We start from the raw sequence: 14,583 nt of genomic DNA on the forward strand, positions 1-14,583 counted from the left end.
TATCATATACATTTTTGGCGGATGAAAACTGAATCAAAGACTTCTTCACGCTAGGTGAATTATTCAGGCTCTTCACCAGTATAATTTACGCGACGATCAGGCATTTCTTTAATGTACAAATCATGCTTAGAGTACGGTATTTCAATCTGCCGTTGCTTGAACTGCTTAAAGATTTCACTATTGAGTATGTCAATCACTCTGCCACGCAATGCGGGTTTAGTGATCCACACCAGCAACTCGAACTCCAGCGCGGATGCCCCGTAGCGGCGAAAACGTACTCTGGGCTCTGGGTCGTCACACACGTATTCTTTTTCAGCGAACGCTATCTGCATCAGCACCTCACGCACATCATCAATATCAGCATTGTAAGATACGCCAATGGGCACACGGCAGCGAGATTTCTCATGGGGTCCACCTGATTCATTAATAATTTTAGAATTGCCCATCACTGAATTTGGAATAGTCACTTCCACATCTTCACGGGTTAGCATACGCGTGCTACGCATACCGATATGGGTGACCTCCCCCCGTTCGCCAGAATCAAGCACAATATAATCGCCAATTTTATAGGGTGCGTCTGCCATGATAAATACCCCAGAAAACAAGTTGGCCAAGGTGTCTTTGGCAGCAAAGCCCACAGCGATACCGACAATTCCCGCTGATGCCAACCAAGCGGTCATGTCTACGCCCCACACCGAGAACACAAAATACACCGCCAGCACCAAAATAATGATGTTCACCAAGTTCAAAAACAGTGGCAGCGTCTTGTTATTCACTGCATGAAAGCGGTTAGGGTTAAGCGCTATTTGGCGCAACAGAACATGGTTTGCGCGTAAAAAGAACGCGGTCCAAATAAGGATCGAAATCGACTGTAGCGAGGAAAATATAATATGCGCATACAAGTCAGACGGCGCGAGAATTGACGCCGCACTGGAAAACCCCATCAACAGCAAACTGTAATAGATAGGGGTGTGCAGCAAATGCAAAAAACTGCCATCTAAATCGGCATTGATTCGCGAGATCAAGGCTTTTAGCGCCACAATCAGTACATATTTAAAAATCGAGGCAACCACAAACGAAAGAACAATAACCAGCGCCGCTTGGGTATAACGATTATCGCCAAAGAAGGTTAAAAAGGGGGTAATGGTTTGATGTAACTGCTCAAACATGTATTTATTCCAATGGTATCTATGGCAAAAGTATAACCGAATCCGCTATTTAACACAGTCTATCCGCTACTAGGCATTATGCTGGCAGTCACTTAGGATTAGACAAATCCATGAGTATCGCTAAAACGTGAGTATCGGTAAAACATGAGTATCGGTAAAAAAAGTGACCGCATGTCGCATCGTAGATGATGAAGCTTTCTTGCCTCTTAAATTGGAAGGTTGCCCCGGTGCGACCGGGGAATGACGACTGAGGAAGCTGCTAAATACACACATCACTAATTGAGATTAATACTAAGACGCTACCCATGTCGGTTCAAACTGAGCAGTCATGATGTTGCGCTTAGCTATTTATCTATGTGCTTATGGCGACTCTGAGACTACAAAGCCACATGCATGACCCCTTGTCGCATCAATCGTTTTCTATTTTTACCAGCAGCTCGTCTATGGCCATACGGCGATATTTATCGGCGATGGGTCTGTCGAGTCTCACCGGTGCTTGTTTTGCGCGCAGCAAATACCCTTTCGCGTCTTCGCTATCACCGTCATTAAACAAGAACTCGCCGTAAAAGAAGTTACTGTCGATACTTGCGGGGTGACGCTCAATGGCTTTTATCAAAAGCTTTTTGGCTTGTTTATCGCTGCCGAAGCTTAAGGGCCATCCCGGCACCTTATGATAAAGCGTACCTAGGGAGAATGTCGCGACCCCATCTAGCGCGTCGTTATCTAGTTCAAGAGATTTTTCAAAAGAGAGCTTAGCTTTTTTTGCCAACCCAAGAGCATCAGTCCCACCAATTGCCGCCGCTGCAGTGGATTGGCAAATACCTAACCACGCCCAATACCCGGCATTTTCAGGCTGGTCCTGAACCAGTTCATTTGCTTGGGTGACTAACACCTTGAATGCGTCAATTTGCTCGTCGCCGCTGAAGGTGTAATTCACCTTTGCCCAGCGCTGTTGCAGGGCGTGCAGTTCAGGTGTAACGCCTGCATCCAACACCAGAGAAGCGGCTTGATGAGCATTGCCACCGTCTAGGCTGGCTACTTCGTCACCGGTTGGCTCGGCGCAGGCAAGGGTAGATGATGCTGCGCAGGCCAATAATGAAAGTCCAAGTAAGATCGCTTGTGTGCGACCTCGGGCTTGTAACGCGTTACCAATTACGCTGTTGTTGATTGTTTTGACCACTGTTTTTTTTGCCTTTTTATTATGGTTTACCGTGTTTATCTCGCAATTTGAAGCTCTGTCTATCAGCGCGACTGATAAAAGTCCACGGTATTGATTAGCCAATCGTTTTAGCCGTGGCTCTACCTATGCACTGATTTTTAACGCGTGGGAATAGCTTAAACGTGTGCACAGTGCTTCTACTTATACGCCGAGCTTAAACGTATGTGCTACGCCAATAGGTAGCGAGCGCGCACTAAGCATGCAAGCTAATGACGATTGACTTGTAAGCTGGCGTATTGCTTTTATCCGCCACACTGTCAATAGGTATTAAATCGTTGGTCTCAGGGTAGTACGCTGCGGCGCAGCCTCTGGGAATGCCATATTCCACTAAGGCAAAGTCACTTACTTCACGTAGCGCAGCCTTATCGTCTGGCCAGTGACTGCGGATACTCACATGTTGACCGGCCTTTAAGCCTAATGCTTCGATGTCCAAGCGATTAATAAATAAGACTTTGCGCGTACCATGAATACCCCGATAGCGATCATTGTTGGTGTATACAGTGGTATTGAATTGGTCGTGACTACGAATAGTCATCATCAATAAACATCCCTTGGGCACTTCAACACTTTCAATAGCATGCACCACAAAATTGGCTTTTCCCGTGGCGGTGGCAAATGTGCGAGCGTCCCGTACCCCATTGGGCAATACAAATTCACCTAATTCATCAATACGTTGGTTAAAGTTTTCGAACCCTGGGATCACGTTAGCGATATGGTCACGAATAAGTCGGTAATCTGCACGTAAGGCTAACCAATCTATGCTGTCGTTTTTAAGGGTATGCGCGCCTAATTGCGCAAGTATATCTATCTCACTTTTTAACAAGGTTGATGCTGGGGGAATTTTACCGTGAGATGTTTGAATCACCCCCATGGAATTTTCCACCGTAATGGTTTGAATACCGCTTTCTTGAGTGTCTATTTCGGTGCGCCCTAAGGCGGGTAAAATTAAAGCTTGCTTGCCCGTGTGTAAGTGCGAGCGATTGAGCTTTGTAGACACCTGCACCGTTAATTCACACTGGCTTAGGCCTTTATCATTGGCTTGGTGATCAGGCATGGCCCTGAAAAAATTGCCCCCAAGGGCGAACAACACTTTTATATCGCCCTTTTGCATGCCATGTACTGTCTCTACTGCGTCAACGCCGTTTTTGCGCGGTGGGCTAAAGCTGAATTCCTTTTCAAGGGCATCTAAAAATGCGGGTTCCGGTTTTTCCCAAATCCCCATAGTGCGATCGCCCTGAACATTGCTGTGGCCGCGCACGGGGCAAACGCCCGCGCCAGGTTTACCCAAATTACCTTGTAGCATTAAAAAGTTAGTCATCAATTGAATATTGGCCACGGCATTCTTATGCTGCGTCATGCCCATGGCCCAACAGCAAATCGTCTTTTTAGAGCCGCATGCAACGTCAGCGGCTGCCTCAATTTGCGCTCGGGTCAATCCGCTGCCCTGCTCTATGTCTTGCCAGCACGTTTGTTCAATGTCCGTTTTAAATTCATCAAAACCATGGCAATACTGCTCGATAAACTGATGATCCAATACTGGCTGGTGCTGACTGTCGCGCTCAATCAGCGATTTACATAAGCCTTTTAGCAAAGCTACATCACCATTTATTTTGACCGGTAAATACACATCGCGCAGCGCAGTACCGCTGCCTATGACGCCCGACACTTCTTGCGGGTTTTTAAAACGTTTAAGCCCTGTTTCGTCCAACGGGTTTACGGCAACTATTTTCGCACCTTGGCGTTTCGCAGCTTGCAGCGATGCCAACATGCGAGGGTGATTCGTGCCTGGGTTTTGGCCGAACACAAAAATGGCCTCTGCATGCTCCAAATCTTCTAAGCTTACTGTGCCCTTGCCCACGCCTATGGTTTCGCCTAGGCCGACTCCGCTTGATTCGTGGCACATGTTTGAGCAATCAGGCAGGTTATTGGTACCAAATTTTCGCACCAACAATTGATATAAAAATGCCGCTTCGTTACCTGTACGCCCAGATGTATAAAATGCCGCTTGATCCGGCGTATCTAATTGATTTAATTGGGTGGCTATCATCTCGAACGCACTATCCCATTCGATTGGCTGATAATGGCTTGCCCCTTCTGGCAACCACATTGGCTGTACTAATCGGCCTTGGTCGTTTAGCCAGCGGTCTGATTCTCCACGCATTTTGCTTACACTGTGCTGAGCAAAAAATTCAGCATCAGCGCGCTTAGTAGTGGCCTCATCGGCAACTGCTTTTGCGCCATTTTCACAAAATTCGAACGTGGCGCGTTTTTCAAGTGGGTCAGGCCAAGCGCACCCGGGGCAATCAAACCCTTCTATTTGATTTAGATCAGATAATAGCCGCGTCCCTTTAATCGCCCCGGCTTTAGTCGTCACATTTTTGTAGGCGGATAATACGGCCGGTATTCCGGCGGCCCACTCTTTAGGTTGACTGATTTCAATGCGCTGCGTATCAGATGGGTCGAATGAGGGTGACTTTTCACTCACGCGTGATTCGGTTTTCATATTGACTCCTTAAATCAACGCTCACCGACAGAAACTGGCAAGCACTGAGTCATGATTTTAGATTAGGCAAGCCACTATACAATTCTGTGGTCGCAGGTATATACGTTGATACGTTTTTGGCTAATAAAGCCCACTAAGCAAATATCGCATTCGTTGGCCAGCTCGATAGCCAACGTGGACGGTGCCCCCATGGCTAGGATCATACTGATATTTGCCATGGCGGCTTTTTGCACCAAGTCGAAACTGATCCGCGAGCTTATGACGACCCCGTACTCCTTCGGTTTTTCCGGGGAATTTCCCACTAGAAGCGTGGGTAAATTGGCACCAATCAGTTTATCGAGGGCATTATGGCGACCAATGTCTTCACGCACATCGATAAGCCTATTTCCTCCTGTTTGCGGAGCATTCAGATTAGCATGCTCTGGTAGTACAAACAGCCCAGCCCCGTGACTGCCTCCCGTTGCGGCAAAGGCGGTTTGCTGTTGGCGAAGTGCATCGGCTAAAGATAAAACCTCGTTAGTAAACAGCGAAAACAGCGAAGCGTTATTGGGCGTATCTCGATGGGGAATTTTATCAAGCAATACATCAATAGAGCGTTGGCCACACACACCGCAGCCTGAATTAACGTACTCGATGTGACTTCCCCCTTGGCTATGCGCTGAGGTAATATCTAAGTCAGATTGTGGGTGTAAAGTCACGAGTATCTGATTTGCCTCGTTACCTTTTATTCGCTCACTACCGGTATGAGTAACGCTTTGAATATCTGCGCTATTTGCTAACAATCCGCTAGTGTGCAGCCACCCCCTCACTAATGCGATATCGTCCCCTGGGCTGCGCATAGTGGTCAACAATAAACTGGCGTTACCGCCCTGTTTGAGAGGGTGCTTCAACCAAATTTCCAGAGGCTCTTCACTGGCGATGATATCGTCAATGGCCAAGCGGCCAACGGAGCTTTGCTCTCGCTCAGGGCTGATTTTTGGCTCAAGGCTGTTTTTTGGCCCCTGGCTGTTTGCCCGCTCATGGCTTTTTGCCAGCTCAAGGCTATCTTTTGGCTCAAGGCTTTTTACCAGCTCAAGGCTGTTACCTTGTTCCGAAACAAGGTTCTTTGTTACAAGGCGCGTTATTGGAAATGTTTTAACTCTGCTCACCTTTATATAGAAAAATAAATCAGTCGTTAATTCAGCATTTAATAAGATGAATTAACACGTTTTAAGTGCAGAACTGGTTGAGCAATGTTTGAATTTGTTAACGTGCAGCTCGGTTAAATGGCACTCGCTTAAAAGGCAACTTAGTTAAAACACTAAGCCGGATACACCTAAGACTAAGATCCAACTCGCGAAAAACAATTTCAAATGAGTGGGCGAGAAATGCAGCACCAGCCGTTTCGCCAATATGCCGCCCACCACTGCACCAGGCCCTGCAAATAGCACAACAGGCCAATAAATAGCATGGGTCATCAAGACATGGTGCACTACACCCGACCATACAGTGACGGCACTTAAAATAACGGCACATGCAATTGAAAAGGTCACATTGAAGCCGCGCATAATTAGATACACGGCCACCAACTCCCCTACCCCAATGGACAAATATGCCGTAATTACGCCGCCACAAATACAAATAATCGGTAACAAAATACTGTCTAACGGGCGTAATCGTAGTTTTAAAGTGCTGCGCCCTGCCATGGTGACCATCAAAAACATGCTGATTGCCAGCAAAATAGAAAACACACCGAAGCCAATGTGTAACTTATCACCCTGGGCGAATACGCCAAACCAGTTCGGGTTAAACTGTGCAATGAGCAAGCCCACAATCGATGCCGGAATGCTCAGTAACAATACTGGATACAAACTCTGCCACTGAGTGATATGCAGAGTTTCCGTGGCACGTTTATCATGGGTGTTGCTTTCACCACAAAGTTGCCCTGAGGTCTCATCGAAGTATTCAATTGTTTGCACGTCATCACCGCTTTGCGCCACATGAAAGCGCCACCAGGTCATTGCCCCCGCCGTCATGCCAAAACACTGAATGGCAAAGCTCGTGGCGACCGTTGCGACGGGTGAAAAGCCCATTTGATTAAAAAACGGCACAAACACTACGCCACCACCTGCACCTGTGGCGTTCGCAAACACCGCGCCCATCACACCTAAAAGAGCGAAAGCCGCGTGCTGGATAAAGAGTTGAATAGGCTCTTGCTGAAACGCCAAAACGACGCACCAGGTTGCGATCAAGAAGCTACGAATTTGCCCAGCAGAAAATTGAGAAAACATTGAATTTACACTACATTTTGATATCGACATGACTTTGCCAGAAAACCCATATTCGCGCAAAGTAATTCAGGTTACTAAGGTTGTTATCCTTTAATGATCACGCGTATCGTCACACTCTTATTGCTTCGCATATCCACAACTTCGCTGTGTGCGCTTGGCATGTTAAACGCGCAAACTCCCTGTGGTTAGCTTGCTTGAAACACAAGAGCGCTGGGTGCTGACCTTATCACCTAATCGTTCCGCCAACTGGGCGCAAACCAAGCTATTGATCAGTGCTATGGCGTTTATCGTGATGAGCATTGCGTTAGCGTGGACATTTGTCGGCGCGTGGTTAGTACTGCCTTTCGCGGGCATTGAAGTGGGATTACTGTGGTTTATTTCTTATCGCGTGTCACTTTTTACTTATCAGCAACAAGTCATCACCATCAGCAAAACCGACATCAAACTGCAAGCGGGTACCTACAGACCGCGAAAGAGCTGGCTTTTCAAGCGTCATCAAACCTACCTTGGCTTAGTAGAGGCCACCAGCAAGTACGATTGTATTCAATTGCGTTTTGTTGACAATACGCGGCATGTGACGTTTGGAGAGTTTTTGAATCAAAGCGACCGCATGGTTGCACTGGCGCATTTGAAAGCGTTACCCATTCAAGTATTAAGCGATAAATGGTGGCAAGCGTAGCTGGCCACCATTTCACTTATGTCTCAAACGCTTAAAAGGTGAGTACATTAATTTCTTCGTTGTTCAGTGTTCCGGCCAAACCTTGTTGATATAAATCTTGAATCGCCTGAGCACCTTGGTAATCGACCACTTCGATTTTGCCCTGCATGTGCGCGTTGAAACTTCCCCACGCTTGCGCGTAACGCTCATTGAACCCTTCTCGCGTCCACTCTTCTGTGCGTTTTTTCACTTGATGAGGCGCAAAGAATAATTGCCCGTGTAATTTACCTTTGGGTTTATTGGTTTGCGATTTCACGTCCGTGGCGCCAATAAAGACCTCGCGAGACAGTTTGTCGCCTAATAGATCTTGCAGGTCTAAGAGCAGTTGCTTATTGCCCGCAAAGTCCAGCACCCAGCTTTCACCGTCTTGGCTTATCTGATCGATATCTTTGTATTCGAGCACGTCATCGTAACAAGCAAACGATTCAGTCAACGCTTTGTTCGCAGCACTGGTTAACCCCACGACCCGGTAATGTCCACCGCGCTGTGCTTTGTGTTTCATCAATAGATGCGCGCAACCATATGCCGTTTTACTTGATGCACTGGTGAGTAACACAGTCGTCACTTTATCGGTAATGTGTTCACCCACAAAATCGTCCAGCACGAACGATGTCATAAACAAGGGTCGATAATTCAGTAACCACGCTTGGGAGTCTTCTTGGTAGGCTGGGTCTTGGGCGCAACGTAAGTAGTTGTCATACACAGGTGAGCTACTGACCCGCTGGGGGTGATTATCAAAAAAGCTCACGTCAGTGGCTTTGTCCACATTCACCAGCAAATGCGTCCCCATAGGAAAATAGCCATACACCACTTCACCGACTTCGGCTCTTGGATGCTTGGACGCAATAACGGTACCGAACCCCCAAACAGGTACAATGCCCCACTGCTCATCAGCAGGGAAAAATCCCCAATATCCCATTTTTTCGCCGGTGACAGCATAACTAATGTTATTGGCCGAAAAACCAAAACTATCGACTTTTAAAATAGCTTGTCCGTCTTGCAATTGCGCCGCGTCTAGCTCGCCTTTAACAATTTTGGTTTGAGAAATATCTGCTTTGTTCACCCAAATCTGTGTATTGTTTATTTTAGTATCGTTGAGCTTATTGTCTGACATGAGGTGTGTCCTTGTATGAGAAAACTGCAATGAAATCTGCAACGATTATAGGGATGTAGTGAAATTTTTATGCTACAAAATCCATCATATTTGTGAATACGCGCACATCACAGCGACTAATTTCTGTGCAGAAATCTTATAAATCAAGGACAGTCCATGGCAATAATTAACACCGTATCACGCTCTATTTCACCAAAGCAGCTAGCATCACACGCCGCAGCAATGTTGCTACTAGCCACTGGTTTTAGTGCTCACTCAGCGCCTACCCAAAGTTGTGCTAAGCAAGATGTTACCTTGCAAGTGCTGGGCTCTGGTGGCCCAGAATTAGACGATGGGCGTGTTTCGTCCAGCTACCTTATTTGGCATAACGATAAAGCGCGGGTGTTAATTGATGCAGGTCCTGGCAGCAGCGTTAATTTTGGCGCATCAGGGGCGGACTTCGCCGATTTACAAGGAATATTGCTAACCCATTTACATGTGGATCACAGCGGCGATTTACCCGCCTACGTCAAGGGCTCTTACTTCACCTCACGCAGTGAAGATTTAACCGTGTTCGGTCCTGAGGGGAACGCCATGATGCCGAATACCAGCGAGTATTTAGCAAGCCTAATGGGAGGCGATGGGGCTTTTGCTTATTTAAGTGATTATACCCAACCCACCAGCCAAGCTGACTATCATATCAACGCGCAAAACATTCCCCTGACGCCAATAAAACAGCACAGCCAAAAGATCAGTGATGACATCATTGTCACCGCCAGCCCAGTACATCATGGCCCTATTGCTGCCATTGCTTGGCGCGTTGACATAGGTGACTGCAGCATTACCTTTTCAGGTGATATGAGTAACAAAAACAATACCTTAGCTACTTTGGCTAAAGACAGTGATATTTTGGTTATGCACAATGCTGTACCGCAAAGTGCATCTGGCGCTGCTATCAATTTACATATGCGCCCACTGGATATTGGTAAAATAGCCCAACAAGCGAACGCAAATCGCGTGGTGTTATCCCACTTTATGAATCGCACACGTAATGACAGCGAAGCCACGCTTGGCTTTATCCAGCAGCACTATACTGGCACAGTAGAGCTGGCAACAGATATGGCGACGTTTTGAAGAAGCATCAGTTTAGCGAGAACGGCTTGATATGAAGTACTATGACTGAAGTACAGTCTTAACTCTTAAACATTTGATATGAAAAAGCCATCTCATTCAGTGAAATAAGAACACGGAATGAGACCGCTTTTTGCTACTTTCTTAAGTATGACAAACCTATAAAGCCTGCCACAAAGATTGGTATAAAGTTTATTAACAAGCCGCTTAGTTACTCGCTGTCTTGCTGCCGAGCCTGTTGTATTTCGCTCTGCATGTCTTGGGCAATTGCTTGTATTTCAGGCATTAGACTGCGCATAGCTTGTTGACCCGCCATCATTGAGTCTTGCATCACTAAAGGCATTTTCTGTGTCATGCTTTTACCGACATCTGATTTGTAAAATTCAATTAAACCATCAATTTCATGCTGATTAAAATGCGTTAAGTACACATTGATCATGGGCTCTTTAAATTGTTCCCAGGTCATTTTTTCTTTGAGCAATTGATCAATCTTTCCCATGTATTTTTCAAAGGCGGGCCTTTCTGGTTCAGAAATATTCATTTGAGTGGCCATGTTATTAAACATAGTGCTCACCTGCCCTTGCATCGCATCCATAATTTTCGATACATCCGTTAACATCATCAATTTTTCAACCGATTCACGGCTCGCTTTGGTCTCGGCCTGAGCGCCAAAAGTGATGCATAATAAGGTTAACAGTAAAATTCGTACTTTCATTTTTAATCCTTTAGGTTTGAGGGTAAATAACGCCCCGCGTATTCAAAATTACTTAATTCGTGATCCTTATACCTGCGCTATCAAAATCAATTAAAACTAAGTATTTCAGTTAATAACGCCCCTAGCATAAACTATTTTTGCGTCTATTTGCTTACATTGCGTACAAAAAATCGTGACAGGAACGAGTAAAAAAACAACCTATTCATCCATCGTAAATATATCGTCGAGTCTAATGACACATACACTGGATTTTTCTGACTTTTTGAGTTCTACCGTATTCAAATGATAGGAGTAATATTTATGAATAACTGGGGATAGGCGAATCACCACCTTTTGAAGGTACTATTTTAAGGATACTAGTGAGTCGTCAAACGAAATTGGTGCTCCTTTCTTTAATATTGCCGACACTCAGACAGCTGCAGAACAGAAATGTTGGCTTTATCACTGGTTTGTTTATTGATTGGATAACACACAAAAATCCGGTAAATAACCTTTACCGGATTTTTGCTTGACGCATCTTAAATGCTCGATTGCCTGTTTGCTTTCTAGTTTAAAAGCGTGCTGTGACCTTGGCATGATAGTAGCGGCCCATTACGTCATATACTTCGGGTACGGTATTGGCATTATTCCATGAGTATATGTAGGGCGGTGTTTTATCAAACACGTTGTCGATACCTGCTGAGACTGACCACGTGTCATTCACAAAATATTGCGCGGCTAAGTCATGATAGGTCACAGAGCTTACGTCTTGCACTAAGTCATAAGCAGCGTAGTAATCATCTGTCATGCTACCGATGTAACGGATTTTGTAGCTTGCGGTCCAATCATCTTGCCCCACTTTGATGCCTAGGTTAGATTTCCATTTGGCGAATCCGCCGTTCGTACCATCAATCTTACCCGTGTATTCCACCTCGTCTTCTGTGTATTCAAGCAGGCGGGTAGCATCTAAGTTGACGCCCCAATCGTACCCCATGGCTTCGAACACGTAGGTCATGTTCATATCAACGCCGCGGGTTTCAACCGTTCCCACATTAGTCAGGGGCGATTCCATGTAATCGATGTTGCCCGTGATTTCATTCCGCGTGATGTTTAGCACGTTACAGTAGGATGTTTCGCCGGCGTAACATTGATCCAAATAGGTTTGGGTAGAGATACGTGAAATCGCATTACTCACGTCAATATTGAAGTAATCAATCGTGGCGGATAAGCCCTCGATATAATGAGGGTTGTACACCAAACCTAGAGTAAAGGTATCGGCTTCCTCTGGGCTCAAATTGGCCACAGTGGTGTAGGTGTTTTCAATCTGGCCGTCGCTGTACACAAAGTTGGCGTTATTAATTTGCGCCGCACAGGTTTGATACAGGCTTGAACTCGGATCGCCAGCGCCATACCCTGAACAGGGATCGGTTAAATAATCGTATGAGCCAACATCGCCGCCGTAAAGCTCGTCGACCGTTGGGGCGCGAAACGCGGTAGAGGCCACACCTCTCAGCATTAAATCGTCATTTACATGCCAGCTTAGGCCTAACTTCCAAGTGGTGTCGGAATCAAACGTGCTGTAGTCAAACCAACGCACGGCTGCATCAACCGATAAACTTTTCACAAACGGCAAATCGGTCAAAAGCGGAATAGCAAATTCAGCGTAAATTTGCGTGGTGTCAAAATCCCCTGATGTTGGCTCTTGCGCTGATGCGCTGCCATCCCCGGCGACGATCACTGCATCTGGCTGATACCAACCCTTTTCACGGCGATATTCAGCGCCTGCTGCAAAACCAACAAAACCAGCTGGAAGCTCGAACAAATCACCAGTAACGTTAAGGTTTACGATATTGAATTCGTTACCGCCACTGGCTTGGTCCGTGTACGAAATATAGTCAATGGTATCGCTAGAAAGCTCACCTTCATTAACGAACCAATCTTGACAGGGAATGCTAACGTCATTACAAATTGACGCGTCCATGGTGTTGTAAAGCTTGGTTAAATTAATGTAGTTGGAGGAACGGTCTGTGGCATCGTTTCGGCCATACGAGTAGGAAAGATCCCAGTCATAACCTGAGCCAACACCCCATACACCTTGAGCGCCCATCACCACTCGTAAGGTATCTGTGACTTGGTCAAACACGCGATCGCCTACTTCTGTCATGCGCCGGCGCATAGAGGTCGCTGTGCCAAAAGGATTGCCTGTGGCGTCAGCGGTTAATATGGCTTCAATGGGCGATGGGGCCATTTGCTGAGTAGATGTGCGTTTGGTATATAACGACTCTACATAAATTTGTGTGTCTTCGTTGATATTATAATTCGCATTGGCAAATAGGCCTATCCGCTTTTGCGGTGTGTATAGATACGAGCTATCAGCGTAGTTATAGGCGTTGTAGCCCTCTGTCCAGTTCTTATCACTGTCTAGGGTTCCCCAACCGTCTCCTGAGTTGTAGTTGCCGCCTGGGATGTATGAACTCCCACTGACGCATGCACCTGAATCATCGAAGTCGTTATCTGGACAGGCTGAGAATCCACGATCACCTTGCATCGCTTTACCACGATCGACATAACTTAAACCCAACACAAAATTGCCTTTTTCACTGCTGCCACCTGTGACCAAACTGATATCGGCTGTGTTGGCATCGCCTTCATCTGAGCCAGCGTACCCCATGGATAACTCAATACCGTCAAAATTGGTTTTGGTAATAATATTCACAACACCGGCTATGGCGTCAGAGCCATACACGGCAGATGCACCGTCTTTTAGCACTTCAATGCGCTCAATTGCCGCTAACGGGATGGTGTTTAGATCCACGGAAGAATCAGCCCCCGTACCTGAATTCACCATTCTTCGGCCATTGACTAACACAAGTGTACGACTGGTGCCTAAGCCACGTAAGTTAATACGCGCGGCCCCTGCTCCCCCGTTATTGGTTGCAGCCCCCGTTGCCATACCGCTTGATGCTGTACTTTGCTGCAGCACTTGCTCAACGGAGGTAAAGCTACCTAAGGTAATATCTTCGGCGCTGATTATGGAAACAGGGCTAGCGGATTCTAAATCGGTGCGCTTTATACGCGAGCCTGTTATTTGAATCTTTTCTACTGATTTTGCCTGATCGTCAGTTTCTTGCGCTGCAACCATGCCACTAGGTAGCAGCATGGCTGAGCCTGTAACCAGTAATGAAAGTCGGATCGACTGCGTTAGAGCACTCTTGATAAACATTTCAAATTCCCTACATGGACCCATGCAACATAAATCACATGAATGCATTTTCTTTATTATTTTATGAGTGACACTGCGTGTCTGTATGTTATTTATGGGATACACCCAAGCGCGAAATTAAGCACTGAGAGTAGAAATGAATCAAATCAAACGGATTAAAAAAACGGCTTTCAAACAATAATTTACTATCTGCTGACATTGCCCTTACAGTCTCTGACATAACATTGCATAACTATGCAATTAGAACAAAATTTGAACGCAGACATTTGCTTAACTTTCTATATAAATGGAAGAGAAAGTTATCGGCATGTTCAATTTATGATTGCGTGCGAATTAGCTAGAATGAGTCAAAATATGTTAATAACAGAGTGGGCGCAGGGGAGTGAAGCTGTGAGTTTAATTTTAAATCAAAGACCTAGTTTGGCGTACTCAATGTGGGGGAAACAAAATATACCCGGCAGCTAATTTATTATAAAGGATGAATTAAAATTCATTACCCATCGCTTTACTGCACATTTTATGCACTCTCTATGCACACTATTTACGCAAAAATTACACTAGAC

General features: G+C 45.9%; 10 protein-coding genes. 2 read left to right on the forward strand and 8 right to left on the reverse strand.

The window, feature by feature from the left end; genetic code table 11:
• Positions 1-59: 59 nt before the first annotated feature.
• The 5 genes from AC0L6N_RS12345 to AC0L6N_RS12365 all read right to left on the reverse strand — a co-directional run bounded on the left by AC0L6N_RS12345 (position 60) and on the right by AC0L6N_RS12365 (position 7,161).
• The gene (locus AC0L6N_RS12345) at positions 60-1,169 is read right to left on the reverse strand and encodes a mechanosensitive ion channel family protein (RefSeq protein WP_473474908.1); all 1,110 of its coding nucleotides are present in this window, start codon (positions 1,167-1,169) and stop codon (positions 60-62) included.
• A gap of 409 nt (positions 1,170-1,578) precedes the next feature.
• The gene (locus AC0L6N_RS12350; RefSeq protein ID WP_473474909.1) at positions 1,579-2,349 is read right to left on the reverse strand and encodes a tetratricopeptide repeat protein; all 771 of its coding nucleotides are present in this window, start codon (positions 2,347-2,349) and stop codon (positions 1,579-1,581) included.
• A gap of 232 nt (positions 2,350-2,581) precedes the next feature.
• Positions 2,582-4,891 (reverse strand): FdhF/YdeP family oxidoreductase, encoded by a 2,310-nt coding sequence (locus tag AC0L6N_RS12355; RefSeq protein ID WP_473474911.1) that lies wholly within the window; start codon positions 4,889-4,891, stop codon positions 2,582-2,584.
• Between the two features lie 74 nt (positions 4,892-4,965).
• A complete protein-coding gene (locus tag AC0L6N_RS12360; protein ID WP_473474913.1) occupies positions 4,966-6,039 on the reverse strand; it encodes a formate dehydrogenase accessory sulfurtransferase FdhD in 1,074 nt (357 codons plus the stop codon).
• 144 nt (positions 6,040-6,183) lie between these two features.
• Positions 6,184-7,161 carry a sulfite exporter TauE/SafE family protein gene (locus tag AC0L6N_RS12365; protein WP_473474915.1) on the reverse strand — a complete coding sequence of 326 codons (978 nt, stop codon included), beginning with the start codon at positions 7,159-7,161 and terminating at the stop codon, positions 6,184-6,186.
• 181 nt (positions 7,162-7,342) lie between these two features.
• Here AC0L6N_RS12365 and AC0L6N_RS12370 point away from each other — a divergent pair, with 181 nt between their 5' ends.
• Positions 7,343-7,840 carry a DUF2244 domain-containing protein gene (locus tag AC0L6N_RS12370; protein WP_011575614.1) on the forward strand — a complete coding sequence of 166 codons (498 nt, stop codon included), beginning with the start codon at positions 7,343-7,345 and terminating at the stop codon, positions 7,838-7,840.
• Positions 7,841-7,871: 31 nt separating this feature from the next.
• Here AC0L6N_RS12370 and AC0L6N_RS12375 read toward each other — a convergent pair whose 3' ends face one another.
• Entirely contained in the window at positions 7,872-8,993 is a 1,122-nt protein-coding gene (locus AC0L6N_RS12375) for a DUF2855 family protein (RefSeq protein WP_011575615.1), read from the reverse strand.
• A gap of 156 nt (positions 8,994-9,149) precedes the next feature.
• Here AC0L6N_RS12375 and AC0L6N_RS12380 point away from each other — a divergent pair, with 156 nt between their 5' ends.
• The gene (locus AC0L6N_RS12380; protein WP_473474918.1) at positions 9,150-10,106 is read left to right on the forward strand and encodes an MBL fold metallo-hydrolase; all 957 of its coding nucleotides are present in this window, start codon (positions 9,150-9,152) and stop codon (positions 10,104-10,106) included.
• 208 nt (positions 10,107-10,314) lie between these two features.
• Here AC0L6N_RS12380 and AC0L6N_RS12385 read toward each other — a convergent pair whose 3' ends face one another.
• Together AC0L6N_RS12385 and AC0L6N_RS12390 are read right to left on the reverse strand one after the other, a co-directional pair.
• On the reverse strand, positions 10,315-10,818 hold the full coding sequence (locus AC0L6N_RS12385; RefSeq protein WP_473474919.1) for a DUF2059 domain-containing protein: 504 nt from the start codon (positions 10,816-10,818) through the stop codon (positions 10,315-10,317).
• Between the two features lie 550 nt (positions 10,819-11,368).
• A complete protein-coding gene (locus tag AC0L6N_RS12390) occupies positions 11,369-14,020 on the reverse strand; it encodes a TonB-dependent receptor (protein WP_473474921.1) in 2,652 nt (883 codons plus the stop codon).
• Between the last annotated feature and the right edge of the window lie 563 nt (positions 14,021-14,583).

This window comes from Paraglaciecola sp. G1-13 (assembly GCF_055809255.1).

Coding starts and splice junctions, on each gene's coding strand:
- AC0L6N_RS12345 (WP_473474908.1), bottom strand. CDS start 1,169: ATGTTTGAGCAGTTACATCAAACCATTACCCCCTTTTTAACCTTCTTT.
- AC0L6N_RS12375 (WP_011575615.1), bottom strand. CDS start 8,993: ATGTCAGACAATAAGCTCAACGATACTAAAATAAACAATACACAGATT.
- AC0L6N_RS12365 (WP_473474915.1), bottom strand. CDS start 7,161: ATGTTTTCTCAATTTTCTGCTGGGCAAATTCGTAGCTTCTTGATCGCA.
- AC0L6N_RS12390 (WP_473474921.1), bottom strand. CDS start 14,020: ATGTTTATCAAGAGTGCTCTAACGCAGTCGATCCGACTTTCATTACTG.
- AC0L6N_RS12355 (WP_473474911.1), bottom strand. CDS start 4,891: ATGAAAACCGAATCACGCGTGAGTGAAAAGTCACCCTCATTCGACCCA.
- AC0L6N_RS12385 (WP_473474919.1), bottom strand. CDS start 10,818: ATGAAAGTACGAATTTTACTGTTAACCTTATTATGCATCACTTTTGGC.
- AC0L6N_RS12380 (WP_473474918.1), top strand. CDS start 9,150: ATGGCAATAATTAACACCGTATCACGCTCTATTTCACCAAAGCAGCTA.